The following is a 12,329-nucleotide window of genomic DNA, read 5'->3' as shown; positions in this document are numbered from 1 at the left end:
CTCAGAATGGGCGGTGCTAGACTGCACTGCCCCGCAATACCGGAGGTTTCCGATGACCACTGCCCTGCAACCCGTACATGCCTTAGTCCCAGGCGCCAACCTGGAGGCTTATGTGCACGCGGTGAACAGCATTCCGCTGCTGACCGCCGAGCAGGAGCGCGAGCTGGCCGAGAGTCTCTACTACGAGCAGGACCTGGAAGCCGCGCGCCAGCTGGTGCTGGCCCACCTGCGCTTCGTCGTGCATATCGCCCGCAGCTATGCCGGCTACGGCCTGTCCCAGGCCGACCTGATCCAGGAAGGCAACGTCGGCCTGATGAAGGCGGTCAAGCGTTTCAACCCCGAGATGGGGGTACGCCTGGTGTCCTTCGCCGTGCACTGGGTCAAGGCCGAGATCCACGAGTTCATCCTGCGCAACTGGCGCATCGTCAAGGTCGCTACCACCAAGGCGCAGCGCAAGCTGTTCTTCAACCTGCGCAGCCAGAAGAAGCGCCTGGCCTGGCTGAACAATGACGAAGTGCACGCCGTGGCCGAGAGCCTGGGCGTGGAGCCGCACGAAGTGCGCGAGATGGAGAGCCGCCTGACCGGCCACGACATGGCCTTCGACCCGGCAGCCGATGCCGACGACGATGCCGCCTACCAGTCGCCGGCCCACTATCTGGAAGACCATCGCTACGACCCGGCCCGCCAGCTGGAAGACGCCGACTGGAGCGACAGCGCCAACGCCAGCCTGCACGAGGCGCTGGAAGGCCTGGACGAGCGCAGCCGCGACATCCTCTACCAGCGCTGGCTGGCCGAAGAGAAGGCGACCCTGCACGACCTGGCCGCCAAGTACAACGTCTCCGCCGAGCGCATCCGCCAGCTGGAGAAGAACGCCATGAACAAGCTGAAAGGCTCGATTCAGGCCTGATCAGCGCCATTCCGAAAAGCCGCACCCAGGTGCGGCTTTTTTCTGCCCGGAGATTGCCTTGAACCGCCGCCCACCCGCCCTGCTGTTCACCCTGGTGGCCCTGGCCAGCTGCCTGCTCGGCTACTGGTGGCTGGTGCCGCAGCAAGACAAGCCCGCCACGCTGCCTTGGCTGCAGCAGTGGGATGCCGAGGTGCTGCGGCCGCTGGCCGAGGAGCGCCTGAGCCTGGGCCGGCTGCACGAGCGCCTGCCCGATGCCGAGCTGTGGCTGCAGCCGGGGCCGCGCCTGTTGTTGCGTGGCGCGCTGGAGGGCTGGCGGGTGGAGGCCGAGCCGGCGCTGAGCGAGGCGCAGCGCGCCAGCCTGGCCGCGGCCAGCGGCATCGGGCCCGACGAGCCGGAGCGGCCGCAGTCCGCACAGATGCTGGCGCAACTGGCCGACAGGCCCGTCGAGGCGCTCAACCTGCAGCCGCAAGGCAGCGTCTCGGCGACGCTCCTGAGCGCCAGTCTGGGTGCGCCACGCCTGCGCCTGCAATTGCAGGAGGGCGAGGCTTGGGTCTACCCGCAGCAGGGGCTGACCGCGCACATTCAGGATGAGCGCGTGCGGTTGTTGAGGGCCGTGCCCAAGCGCCTGCTGCGCCACTGACGCCTGCGGCCGGCGCTCCTGGCGCGCGGTGCCTGGCCGAGTGCCCGGCCGCGCGGCAGGATCGGCTCTCCGCCCATGGGAGTCCGTCATGCCTGCCAGCCTGCTGCGCCTCTACGCCGTCGCCATCGGCCTCGGCGTGCTCTATCTGCTGCTGTTGCCGCTCAAGCCCTATCCGCTGGGCTGGCTGCTCAAGCCGCTGCCCATGCTGCTGTTCGCCTTCCTCGCCTGGCGCGCCTTCCCGGGTGTCGCCGGGCACTGGCTGGCGCTCGGCTCGGGCGCGGGCGGCCCTGGTTGCTCTGGCGCGGCCTGCCGGTGACGCTCTATGCCCTGGGCATGGCCGCCTGGATGCTGCCGGCCGCGGGCAAATTGCAGATTCCGGTGGCCATCTACCTGAGCTGCCTGCTGGCCATGGCCCTGCTCGCCGGGCGCCTGGAGCGGAGCCCGGGGCCGCTATGGCTGGGCGCCGTGCTGTTCGTGCTGGCCGACTCGCTGATCGGGGTGAACAAGTTCGTCCAGCCCTTCCCCCATGCGGTCGAGGCGATAGTGAGCTGCTACTTCGCCGGCCAGGCGCTGATCGCCTGGGGCCTGCTCAGGGTCTCGGCAGCCACTGCGGCCACCACTGGCTCAGGGGCAGTGGCGCGGGCAACTGGTTGAGGTAGTGACTGCCGCCCAGCTGCTGGCTCTGCCGACGAATCCAGGCGGCGCGGCGTTGCGCGTGGGGGCCGGGGCGGCTGGCGCTCCAGGCGCGGGGGTTGGGCAGCACGGCGGCCAGTTGGCTGGCCTGCTGGCGCGACAGATAGGGTGCGCCGATGCCGAAGTGGTGGCGCGCGGCGGCCTCGGCGCCGAACACGCCGTCGCCCCATTCCACGCTGTTGAGATAGACCTCGAGGATGCGCTGCTTCGGCCAGAGCAGCTCGACCAGGCCGGTGAACCAGGCCTCCAGCGCCTTGCGCGGCCAGCTGCGGCCGGACCAGAGGAACAGGTTCTTGGCCACCTGCTGGCTGATGGTGCTGGCGCCGCGCAGGCGGCCGCCGCCTGCGTTGTGCGCCAGGGCCTGGCGGATGGCGGCGAGGTCGAAGCCCCAGTGCTCGGCGAACTTCTGGTCCTCGCCGGCGATCACCGCGATCTTCAGGTGGTCCGGCAGCTCCTGCCAGGGGCGCCAGCTGTGCTGCAGGTCGATCGGCGTGCCGTCGCTCCAGGACTCGATCTTGCGCTCGACCATCAGCGCCGTGCCGGGCGGGTCGATCCAGCGCAGCGCCAGCACCAGCAGGGCGCTGAGCGCGGCGAACCACAGCAGCAGTTTGGTCAGGCGACGGAGCAGGGTGCGTAGCATGGCTTGGCCCGGTGGGAGAGGGCGGCCATTATAGCGGCCGCTTCGATACGGATCGGGAGTCCATCATGGCGCGTGTCTTCCTGCTGCTGGCCGCCGTGGCCGGCTTCTCCGGCGTGGCCCTGGGCGCCTTCGCCGCGCACGGGCTGAAGAGCCAGCTGAGCACGGAGTATCTGGCGGTGTTCCAGACCGGCGTGCACTACCAGCTGGTGCACGCCCTGGCCCTGTTCGGCGTGGCCCTGCTGGCCGAGCGCCTGCCGGGTCGTCTGCCTAACTTGGCCGGTGGCCTGTTCGCGCTCGGCATCCTGCTGTTCTCCGGCAGCCTCTATGCGCTGAGCCTGAGCGGTCTGGGCAAGCTCGGCATGATCACGCCGCTGGGCGGGCTGAGCTTCCTCGGCGGCTGGTTCTGCCTGGGCCTGGCGGCCTGGCGGGGCGGGCGCTCCGGATAAATGGCATGCCGGCGCCTTGGTCGGCGCTTGCGAACGGGCTAGAATGCCGACCCTTTCAAGTTCTGACCGACCGGCCATGCTTATTCAACTGAACGGTGAAGCCTACGAGTTGCCCGACGGCGCCACGGTCGCCGACCTGTTGCTGCGTCTGGATGCCGCCGGCAAGCGGGTGGCGGTCGAACTCAACCTGGACATAGTGCCGCGCAGCCAGCACGGCGCCACCGTCCTGCACGAGGGCGACCAGCTGGAGGTCGTCCACGCCATCGGCGGCGGCTAGTCGCCCGAGGAATTGCCATGAGTGCCATCATCGACAAGCCCTTCAGCCTGGCCGGCCGTACCTACGAGTCGCGCCTGCTGGTGGGGACCGGCAAGTACAAGGACCTCGAGGAAACCCGCCTGGCCATCGAGGCCAGCGGCGCCGAGATCGTCACCGTGGCGGTGCGCCGGACCAATCTCGGGCAGAACCCGGGCGAGCCCAATCTGCTCGACGTGATCTCGCCGGACAAATACACCATCCTGCCCAACACCGCCGGCTGCTACACCGCCGAGGAAGCGGTGCGCACCTGCCGCCTGGCCCGCGAGCTGCTCGACGGCCACAAGCTGGTCAAGCTGGAGGTGCTGGCCGACCAGAAGACCCTGTTCCCCAACGTGATCGAGACCCTCAAGGCCGCCGAAGTGCTGGTCAAGGAAGGCTTCGACGTGATGGTGTACACCAGCGACGACCCCATCATCGCCCGCCAGCTGGCCGAGATGGGCTGCATCGCGGTGATGCCGCTGGCCGGCCTGATCGGCACCGGGCTGGGCATCTGCAACCCCTACAACCTGCGCATCATCCTCGAAGAGGCGACCGTGCCGGTGCTGGTCGACGCTGGCGTGGGCACCGCCTCCGACGCCACCATCGCCATGGAGCTGGGCTGCGAGGCGGTGCTGATGAACAGCGCCATCGCCCACGCCCAGGACCCGATCCTGATGGGCGCGGCGATGAAACACGCGATCATCGCCGGGCGCATGGCCTACCTGGCCGGGCGCATGCCGAAGAAGCTCTACGCGAGCGCCTCGTCGCCGCTGGACGGCCTGATCAAGTAAGCAAGAGAGTTCCATGAGCGACGATATCCAGCAGGCCGACGCAGGCGCGGCCCAGCGACCCCTGCGCACCATCAAGAGTTTCGTGATGCGCGCCGGGCGCATGACCGAAGGCCAGCAGCGTGGCCTGGAGCAGGGCTGGCCGAAGTTCGGCCTGGAGCTGGCCGACGGCCTGCGCGACTTCGACCAGGTGTTCGGCCGTAGCGCGCCGCGCACCTTCGAGATCGGTTTCGGCATGGGCCATGCCACCCTGGAGATGGCCGCTAGCGCTCCGGAGCAGGACTTCATCGGCGTCGAAGTGCACAAGCCGGGCGTCGGCGCCCTGCTCAACGGCATGCTGACGCAGAACCTGTCCAACATCCGTGTGTACAGCTGCGACGCTCTGGAAGTGCTGCGCGACTGCGTGGCCGACGCCAGCCTGGACCGTGTCCTGCTGTTCTTTCCCGACCCCTGGCACAAGGCCCGCCACCACAAGCGGCGCATCGTCCAGCCGGCCTTCGCCGAGCTGGTGCGCAGCAAGCTGAAGATCGGCGGGGTGCTGCACATGGCCACCGACTGGCAGGCCTACGCCGAACACATGCTGGAGGTCATGTCCGCGGCCCCCGGCTATCGCAACCTGGCCGGCGCGGCCGGTTATGTCGAGCGCCCCGACGAGCGCCCGGTGACCAAGTTCGAGAAGCGCGGCGAGCGCCTCGGCCATGGCGTCTGGGATCTCAAGTTCCAGCGCAGCGAATGATCATGCAAGGCCCGGCAGGATACCGGGCCACACGACCGGGACCACCCGGCGCCAGGACGGCCCCTACCTCACCCAACGGCAATCTGCGAGCGCGACCTACACTGGTCGTACGATAAGAACAGCGGCGCCCGTGGCGTCGCGAGGAGAACGCTGTGCTGAGAATCTTTGCAGTCCTGTCGCTGGCAGCCGCTGTCAGCCTGCCCGCACACGCCCGCGTCGACGCGGCCCAGGCCGCCCGTCTCGGGCAGGACCTGATGCCGCTGGGCGGCGAGCGCGCCGGCAATGCCGCCGGTACCATCCCGTCCTGGGAGGGCGGCCTCGCCACGCCGCCGGCCAACTACCAGGCGGGCATGCACCATCCCGACCCCTACGCCGCCGATGCCGAGCTGTACCGCGTCGGCGCCGGCAACCTGGCGCAGTACCAGGCCCTGCTCAGCCCCGGTTACCAGAAGCTGCTGCAGGACAACCCGGACTACTACCTGCGCGTGCTGCCGACCCGGCGCAGTGCCGCGGCGCCGCAGCGCATCTACGACGCCACCCGCTACAACGCCAGCAATGCCACGCTGATCTCCGGCGGCAACGGCATCGAGGGCACCGCCGCGGGCATCCCCTTCCCGATTCCGCAGAGCGGTCAGGAGGCGATCTGGAATCACATCGCCCGCTATCGTGGCGAGCAGGTGCGGATGACCACCAACCACGCCGCCGTGCTGCAGGGCGGCGACTATGTGCTGGTCAAGCGCGAGCGCGACGTGATGTTCATCTACGGCCGCGAAGGCATGACCCCGGCCGATCTGGACAATACCCTGTTCTTCTACAAGTACGTGATCACCGCGCCGAGCAAGCTGGCCGGCTCCGCCCTGGTGGTGCAGGAGACCCTCGACCAGGTGTTGGCGATTCGCAAGGCCTGGCGCTTCAGCCGCGGCGAGCGGCGCGTGCGCCGTCTGCCGATGCTGGCCTATGACGCCATGCAGCCGGACACCAACGGCATGGCCACCGCCGACGTGGTGGATGCCTACAACGGCGCGCCGGATCGCTACGAGTGGACGCTGGTCGGCAAGCAGGAAATGCTGATGCCCTACAACAGCTACGCGGTGCACCAGAAGGGCATTCCCTACGAGCGGATCCTGCAGAAGCAGCACGTCAATCCCGAGCTGCTGCGCCACGAGCTGCACCGCGTCTGGGTGGTCGAGGCCAAGCTGCGCAAGGGCCACAGCCATCCCTACGGCAAGCGTCGCTTCTATCTGGACGAGGACAGCTGGCAGATCCTCGCCGCCGACCTGTACGACAAGAACGACGCACTGATCGGCCTGCAGGAGGCCCACCCCATCAGCTACTACGACGTGCCGATGTTCGGCAGCACCCTGGAGACCATCTACGACTTCAAGGGGCGTCGCTACTTCGTCGATGGCCTGGACAACAACGAGCCGATGTACGACTTCGGCGTGTCGCTGAAGAAGAGCGACTTCACCGCCGCCGCGCTGCGCCGCGAAGGCATCTGATACGCGTAGGTATCAGCCCCGTAAGAGACAAGGCCCGCAGATGCGGGCCTTGTGCTTTCTCAGTGGTACTTCTTGTGCCACTTGCCCTTCTTGTGGCCGAGGGCGCGGCCGGGGTGGCCGTCATGCTCGTGGTAGTGGCCGTCGCGATAGCGGCGGCCGTCGTGGTCGCGCTCGTTGCCATCGCCGTAGGCGTTGCCCAGCGCGCCGCCGGCGCCGCCGCCGACCGCCGCGCCGATCACGCCGCCGGTGCTGCCGCCGACCTTGCTGCCGATCACCTGGCCACCGGCCGCGCCGATGCCACCGCCGATGGCCGCCTCGGTACGATTGCCCTTGTCGGCGCCCACGGCGCTACCGGCCGCGCCGCCGACGCCGGCGCCGATGGTGGCGCCGGTGCTGCCGCCGATCTGCTCGCCGACCACCGTGCCCAACGCGCCGCCGAGGGCGCCACCGACACCGGCCGAGGTATTGCCGGCCAGGGCGCCGGTGCTGGCCAGGCCGAGCGACAGGAGGAGCACTGAGGAGTACTTCATGGATTCGAGACCTCATTGGGATGAATGGCGCCTATGCTGCCAGCGCCGTTGGCCCGGGCAAGAGGCGTCTGTCGGCCGTGCGAAGGCCGTCACGGGCTGTGCAAAAAATGGCGCAGCCGACGAACCGCGCGGGCTCCGGCGCGGTCGTCGGTGTGCTCAGGCGGGGCCGGTGAGCTGGGCACAGAGCAGTTGGTAGTCCTCGACGGCGGCGAACTCCTCGGTGTCCTTGGCCTGGCCGCGGCTGTCCGGCTGGCGCACCGCCAGCAGATGGCCGATGCCGTAGCGGCGGGCGCTGCGCAGGATCGGCAGGCTGTCGTCGATGAACAGGCTGCGCGCCGCCTCGAAGGGGCAGTCCTGCTGCAGGGCGAACCAGAACTGCTGGTCTTCCTTGGGGAAGCCGTAGTCGTGCGAGCTGATCAGGCGGTCGAAATAGGGCGCCAGCTCGACCTTCTCGAGCTTCAGCGACAGCGAGTCGCGGTGCGCGTTGGTGATCAGCACCACCCGCTTGCCGGCGCCGCGCAGGGCAGCGAGGAAGCTGTCGGCGTGCGGGCGCAGGGCGATAAGGTCGGCCACCTCGCGCTTGAGGTCGCGCACCGAGAGGTTCAGCTCGCGGCTCCAGAAGTCGGTGCAGTACCAGGGCAGGGTGCCGGCGTGGGTGCGGAATAGCGGCAGCAGCTCGGCCTCGGCCGCCGCCCGGCTCACCCCGTGCAGTTCGGCATAGCGCTGCGGCAGGTGCTCCAGCCAGAAGTGATTGTCGAAGTGCAGGTCGAGCAGGGTGCCGTCCATGTCGAGCAGAACGGTGTCGATATCGGCCCAGGGCAACTGATGCATGGCGGAGTCCGGCAGGGGCGGGATGCGAGCGGATACAACATCCCGCACGGATTATTCGAATACGCGGGGTATGATACCGGTTCGAATCGAGGAGCGAGTGATGCGCGAGAAACCCCAGGTGCTGGCCCGCGAGATAGTCGCCAGCAGTCGCCTGTTCCGTGTCGAGGAACTGCAGCTGCGCTTCTCCAACGGCGTGGAGCGCACCTACGAGCGGCTGGTCGGCAAGGGCTCGGGCTACGGCGCGGTGATGGTGGTGGCGCTGCTCGACGCCGAGCACGCGGTGCTGGTCGAGGAGTACTGCGGCGGCACCGACGACTACCAGCTGTCGCTGCCCAAGGGCCTGGTCGAGCCCGGCGAGGACGTGCTGGTGGCGGCCAACCGCGAGCTCAAGGAGGAGGCCGGCTTCGGTGCCGAGCGCCTGGAACCGATCGCCGAGCTGAGCCTGTCGCCGGGCTACATGAGCCAGTCGATCCATGTGGTGCTGGCCCGCGACCTCTACGAGGAGCGCCTGCCCGGCGACGAGCCGGAGCCGCTGCGGGTGGACAAGGTCAACCTGCGCGAGCTCAGCGCACTCGCCCGCCACCCGCAGTTTTCCGAGGGCCGTGCTCTGGCGGCTCTCTACCTGGTCCGTGACCTGCTGATCCAACGTGGAGAATTCAAGTGAGCCATCCCTATCTGCCGACGGTGATCGCCCTGGTGCAGCGCGCCGGTCAGGCCACCCTGGCGCACTGGCGCAGCGGCGTGGAAGTGATCGAGAAGGCCGACGCCTCGCCGGTGACCGCCGCCGACCTGGCCGCCCACGACATCCTCGTCGCCGGCCTGCGCGAGCTGGCGCCCGAGGTTCCGGTGCTGTCCGAGGAGGATGCCGGCATCGCCCTGGCCGAGCGCGCCCGCTGGCAGCGCTGGTGGCTGGTCGACCCGCTGGACGGCACCAAGGAGTTCATCTCCGGCAGCGAGGAGTTCACCGTCAACGTCGCCCTGATCGAACGGGGCCGCGTGGTGTTCGGCGTGGTCGGCGTGCCGGCCAGCGGCCGCTGCTACTATGGCGGCGCCGGTCTCGGCGCCTGGCGCCAGGAGGCCGGCGCCGAGCCGCAAGCCATCGCCGTGCGCCTGGCGCCGGCCGAGGCCTTCACCCTGGTGGCCAGCAAGCGCCACTCCAGCCCGGCCCAGGAGCGCCTGCTGACCGGCCTGACCGAGCGCTTCGGCGATCTGCAGCTGGCCAATATCGGCAGCTCGCTGAAGTTCTGCCTGCTGGCCGAGGGCAACGCCGACTGCTACCCGCGCCTGGCGCCCACCTCGCAGTGGGACACCGCCGCGGCCCAGGGCGTGCTGGAAGGCGCCGGCGGCGAGGTGCTGGATCTGAAGGGCGAGGCGCTGACCTACGAGGCCCGCGACAGCTACCTCAACCCCTCCTTCCTCGGCCTGCCGCAGGCGGCCGAGTGGCGCGCCGAGCTTATCCAGCTGGCCCGTGCCCTGGACTGAGCCCGCACAGGGTCTGCTGCGCGTCGGCCTGGCTGTGTTAAAAGTGGGTTCGGAATGCTCATTTACTGCAAGTAAACCCGAATGCGGGCTCAGTCGCTTCCTCACCCACTTTTGCCTTGCCAGGCTCTAGCTCGCGAGCCCCTGCACGGACTCAGAATATGAATGATGATCGTGCCTACCTGGAGCGCCTGCTGCATCGGGACATCCCGCTGACCCAGGCCATGGACCTCGGCGTGCTGGCCTGGGCAGGCGGCGAGCTGCGCCTGTCCCTGCCGCTGGCGAGCAACTACAACCACAAGAGCAGCATGTTCGGCGGCAGCCTGTACTGCGCCGCCGTGCTGGCCGGCTGGGGCTGGCTGCACCTGAGCCTGCGCGAGGCCGGGGTGGAGGATGGCCATATCGTCATCCAGCAGGGCCAGATCGATTACGCCGAGCCGGTGCTGGGCGATGCCGTGGCGGCCTGCGCCGCTCCGGCGTCGGCCGAGTGGGACAGGTTCCTCGCCCTCTACCGACGCCGTGGCATGGCGCGCCTGAGGCTGCATAGCCGCATCCTCGCCGGCGCGGTCGAGGCGGTGCGGTTCAGCGGGCAGTACGTGCTGCATCGCTGAACGCCCCTCGCCCTCTGGGAGAGGGGGTAGGTTCGAGTGCTACTGCGGCGTCTGCCAAGGTTCTCGCACACCGCCTCAACGCCAGGCCTGGTTGGGCCACCCCTCTCCCATCGGGAGAGGGGCCGGGGGTGAGGGTGCCTGGTGCCGCTCGCCGCTCCCCTTCACTCAAGCTCTCACAGCCAGTAGCCGGTCGTGTAACTTGGCGCCGAAGTGCAATGACGGTTGCAGCGCTGGGTTACGCCGCATGCGGCTAACCCAGCCTACGCCGCTCGGGCCCGTCACAGCATATCGGCGTAGCGTTCGTCCTTGCGGTACAGCAGCGGCTGGGCGAAGCCGGGAATGCGTACCTGCTGGGCGTCGATCTGCAGCTCGCGGTCGTCGATCAGGCCCTGGCCGAAGTGGTAGAGGATGTCGAACTGGCCGCGCAGGGCCTGCTGGTCGTAGCGGGCGGCGGCGGCGCGGGTGCCCTCGCGCTTGTCCTGCCAGGCGGCGATGGCGGCCTCGCCGTGGCGCTTGCGCAGCATGCGCTCGGCCACCTGCGGCGCCAGCAGCACGCCGGTGGCGTTGTTGCCGCCGAAGCCCTTGGAGTTGATGAAGCAGACTTCCATGCCGTCGACAGGGCGGTCGCGGGTCTCCAGGCTGAGGTGGCGGCGGTGCACGTCGTCGGCCACCTTGTCGATGGTCTTCAGTCCCGGCAGCAGGCCGTGGCGGAAGGTGCCGAGGGCGGCGATCAGCTGGTCGCCGCTGGCCGGGGCCAGGGAGTGACCGACGAAGGCCTTGACCGCGGTGACCGGCCAGCTCTCGATGCCGAAGGCCTCGGCCACCCGGTCCAGCAGCTCGGACTCGCTGACCCGGTTGGCCGGGGTGCTGGAGCCGTGGGCGTGGACGAAGCTGCGCCGGCGCACGCCTTCCGCGCCGAGCAGCTGGGTGGCGCTGGCCACGGCCTTGGCCAGGGTCAGGTAGTTGCCCGGGCCGGGCGCGGAGATGGATTTCTTGAAGCCGTCGGCATTGATGAACACGTCCGGCACCGCGCCGTGGATTTCGGCGCCCAGCTCCAGGGCCAGTTCGTCGTCCATCAGCACCACGAACTGCGCCGACTCGGCGAGGGTGAAGCCGCAGTTGTCACCGAACGGGCGGCTGGCGCGGCGGAAGTCCACCTCGTCCCTGCCCTCGATCTTGCGCAGGCCGTCCTCGGTGGCCAGGGCCCCCATGGCGCCGTAGCCGTCGATGAACTCCTGGGTGATCGGCGCCTCGGCGTTGCCCACCAGCACCACGCGGGCCTGGCCGCTGGCGATCTGCTCGATGCCCTTCTGCAGGTTGTAGAGGAAGGTGGCGCAGGCGCCGGTGACGCTGCCGGTGCTGCCGACGCTGCCCAGCACATAGGCGTTGATGAAGTCCGCCGGCATGGTGTTGAGGCCCAGCGGGCACTGCTTGGCGGTGACCCGGCCGCCGCGCAGGCGCGCCTGCAGCATGCCGCCGAAGCCGTTGTCGTCCATCTGGCTCATGCCGCTGCCGGCGAACACCGCCACCTCGTCCGGACGCACCCTGTCCTGGATGGTGCGCCAGTCGATGCCGGTGGAACGCAGCGCGTCGGTGGCGCCGACCACGGTCAGCTGCAGGCCGCGCGGGTGGAAGTGCGAGTGGTACAGCTCGCCCGGCTCGAAGCCGCAAGGCAGCTGGCCGGCGGACTTGACCGGCAGGGCGCGGAAGCTGTCGACCTTGAATTCGCAGGCCTCGTCGAGGGTCACCCGCACCTGCTGCTCGTCCAGTTCCTCCACCCGCCAGCTGGCCGGCAGCGGCTCGGGCAGGTGCTTGCGCAGGGTGGTGAACTGGGCGCTGGCGACGCTCAGGTTCTTCTGCCAGTGCGCCGCATCCACGTCCAGGTGACGCTTCTCGATGCGTCGCACCAGGGTGCCGGCGAGTATCTCGGCGCCATGTAGGGTCTCGATCTCGGCGAGGCTCAGGGACTGGCCGTCGTGGCTGCGGAACTGGCCGTCGAGCACGCGCACCAGCTTCATCATCACGGCCAGGCCGGCCAGGGTCTCCTGGCGGCTGGCGGCGTCCAGCGACTCCTGGACCATGCGTCGGAAGCCATGGTGGAACGAACTTCTGCCGGCGGCGTTATAGCCGCCGAAACCGACGATGACGGGTAGACGAGACATCACGCAAAACTCCTTCGATCGCCCCGGTAAAGGTTGTTGCGGACGATGGCCGTTCCGGCCAGGCGGTAGATA

At 69.0% G+C, this 12,329-nt stretch carries 16 protein-coding genes; 12 read left to right on the top strand and 4 right to left on the bottom strand.

The window, feature by feature from the left end; genetic code table 11:
* Nucleotides 1-52: 52 nt before the first annotated feature.
* The 4 genes from rpoH to AAFN46_RS17605 all read left to right on the top strand — a co-directional run bounded on the left by rpoH (nucleotide 53) and on the right by AAFN46_RS17605 (nucleotide 2,201).
* Entirely contained in the window at nucleotides 53-907 is an 855-nt protein-coding gene (rpoH, locus tag AAFN46_RS17620) for an RNA polymerase sigma factor RpoH (protein WP_347809999.1), read from the top strand.
* 58 nt (nucleotides 908-965) lie between these two features.
* Nucleotides 966-1,547, top strand: coding sequence for a hypothetical protein (locus AAFN46_RS17615; protein ID WP_347809998.1), 582 nt, complete (start codon nucleotides 966-968; stop codon nucleotides 1,545-1,547).
* Between the two features lie 88 nt (nucleotides 1,548-1,635).
* On the top strand, nucleotides 1,636-1,863 hold the full coding sequence (locus AAFN46_RS17610; RefSeq protein WP_347809997.1) for a hypothetical protein: 228 nt from the start codon (nucleotides 1,636-1,638) through the stop codon (nucleotides 1,861-1,863).
* The gene (locus AAFN46_RS17605) at nucleotides 1,839-2,201 is read left to right on the top strand and encodes a lysoplasmalogenase family protein (RefSeq protein WP_347809996.1); all 363 of its coding nucleotides are present in this window, start codon (nucleotides 1,839-1,841) and stop codon (nucleotides 2,199-2,201) included. The genes AAFN46_RS17610 and AAFN46_RS17605 overlap by 25 nt, the downstream gene beginning before the upstream one ends.
* On the opposite strand, the gene mtgA is transcribed toward AAFN46_RS17605, so the two are convergent.
* A complete protein-coding gene (gene mtgA / locus AAFN46_RS17600; protein ID WP_347809995.1) occupies nucleotides 2,137-2,880 on the bottom strand; it encodes a monofunctional biosynthetic peptidoglycan transglycosylase in 744 nt (247 codons plus the stop codon). The two genes, AAFN46_RS17605 and mtgA, sit on opposite strands and share 65 nt — an antisense overlap.
* A 65-nt stretch (nucleotides 2,881-2,945) precedes the next feature.
* Between mtgA and AAFN46_RS17595 the strand changes: the two genes are divergently transcribed.
* From AAFN46_RS17595 to AAFN46_RS17575, 5 genes are all read left to right on the top strand, one after another.
* Nucleotides 2,946-3,326: a DUF423 domain-containing protein gene (locus tag AAFN46_RS17595; RefSeq protein ID WP_347809994.1), complete on the top strand. Its 381-nt coding sequence runs from the start codon at nucleotides 2,946-2,948 to the stop codon at nucleotides 3,324-3,326.
* Between the two features lie 76 nt (nucleotides 3,327-3,402).
* Nucleotides 3,403-3,603 carry a sulfur carrier protein ThiS gene (gene thiS / locus AAFN46_RS17590; RefSeq protein ID WP_347809993.1) on the top strand — a complete coding sequence of 67 codons (201 nt, stop codon included), beginning with the start codon at nucleotides 3,403-3,405 and terminating at the stop codon, nucleotides 3,601-3,603.
* Between the two features lie 11 nt (nucleotides 3,604-3,614).
* On the top strand, nucleotides 3,615-4,412 hold the full coding sequence (locus AAFN46_RS17585; protein WP_347810031.1) for a thiazole synthase: 798 nt from the start codon (nucleotides 3,615-3,617) through the stop codon (nucleotides 4,410-4,412).
* A gap of 61 nt (nucleotides 4,413-4,473) precedes the next feature.
* Nucleotides 4,474-5,145: a tRNA (guanosine(46)-N7)-methyltransferase TrmB gene (gene trmB, locus AAFN46_RS17580; protein WP_347810030.1), complete on the top strand. Its 672-nt coding sequence runs from the start codon at nucleotides 4,474-4,476 to the stop codon at nucleotides 5,143-5,145.
* A gap of 152 nt (nucleotides 5,146-5,297) precedes the next feature.
* Nucleotides 5,298-6,644: a DUF1329 domain-containing protein gene (locus tag AAFN46_RS17575; protein ID WP_347809992.1), complete on the top strand. Its 1,347-nt coding sequence runs from the start codon at nucleotides 5,298-5,300 to the stop codon at nucleotides 6,642-6,644.
* A gap of 59 nt (nucleotides 6,645-6,703) precedes the next feature.
* Here AAFN46_RS17575 and AAFN46_RS17570 read toward each other — a convergent pair whose 3' ends face one another.
* Both AAFN46_RS17570 and yrfG read right to left on the bottom strand, forming a co-directional pair.
* A complete protein-coding gene (locus AAFN46_RS17570) occupies nucleotides 6,704-7,174 on the bottom strand; it encodes a hypothetical protein (protein ID WP_347809991.1) in 471 nt (156 codons plus the stop codon).
* A 156-nt stretch (nucleotides 7,175-7,330) separates the two neighbouring features.
* A complete protein-coding gene (gene yrfG / locus AAFN46_RS17565; protein ID WP_347809990.1) occupies nucleotides 7,331-8,005 on the bottom strand; it encodes a GMP/IMP nucleotidase in 675 nt (224 codons plus the stop codon).
* 100 nt (nucleotides 8,006-8,105) lie between these two features.
* Between yrfG and nudE the strand changes: the two genes are divergently transcribed.
* The 3 genes from nudE (at nucleotide 8,106) to AAFN46_RS17550 (ending at nucleotide 10,095) form a co-directional block, all read left to right on the top strand.
* The gene (gene nudE / locus AAFN46_RS17560) at nucleotides 8,106-8,669 is read left to right on the top strand and encodes an ADP compounds hydrolase NudE (RefSeq protein WP_347809989.1); all 564 of its coding nucleotides are present in this window, start codon (nucleotides 8,106-8,108) and stop codon (nucleotides 8,667-8,669) included.
* On the top strand, nucleotides 8,666-9,487 hold the full coding sequence (gene cysQ, locus AAFN46_RS17555; RefSeq protein ID WP_347809988.1) for a 3'(2'),5'-bisphosphate nucleotidase CysQ: 822 nt from the start codon (nucleotides 8,666-8,668) through the stop codon (nucleotides 9,485-9,487). Before nudE ends, cysQ begins: the two co-directional genes overlap by 4 nt.
* A gap of 158 nt (nucleotides 9,488-9,645) precedes the next feature.
* Nucleotides 9,646-10,095, top strand: coding sequence for a YiiD C-terminal domain-containing protein (locus tag AAFN46_RS17550; protein ID WP_347809987.1), 450 nt, complete (start codon nucleotides 9,646-9,648; stop codon nucleotides 10,093-10,095).
* Between the two features lie 278 nt (nucleotides 10,096-10,373).
* Here the strand turns inward: AAFN46_RS17550 and AAFN46_RS17545 are convergent, their stop codons facing one another.
* On the bottom strand, nucleotides 10,374-12,257 hold the full coding sequence (locus tag AAFN46_RS17545; protein ID WP_347809986.1) for a beta-ketoacyl synthase: 1,884 nt from the start codon (nucleotides 12,255-12,257) through the stop codon (nucleotides 10,374-10,376).
* Nucleotides 12,258-12,329 lie beyond the last annotated feature (72 nt).

This window comes from Pseudomonas sp. CAU 1711, from assembly GCF_039888625.1.
Taxonomy (GTDB): Bacteria; Pseudomonadota; Gammaproteobacteria; order Pseudomonadales; family Pseudomonadaceae; genus Aquipseudomonas.
This window is presented reverse-complemented; position numbering and strand designations above follow the sequence as displayed.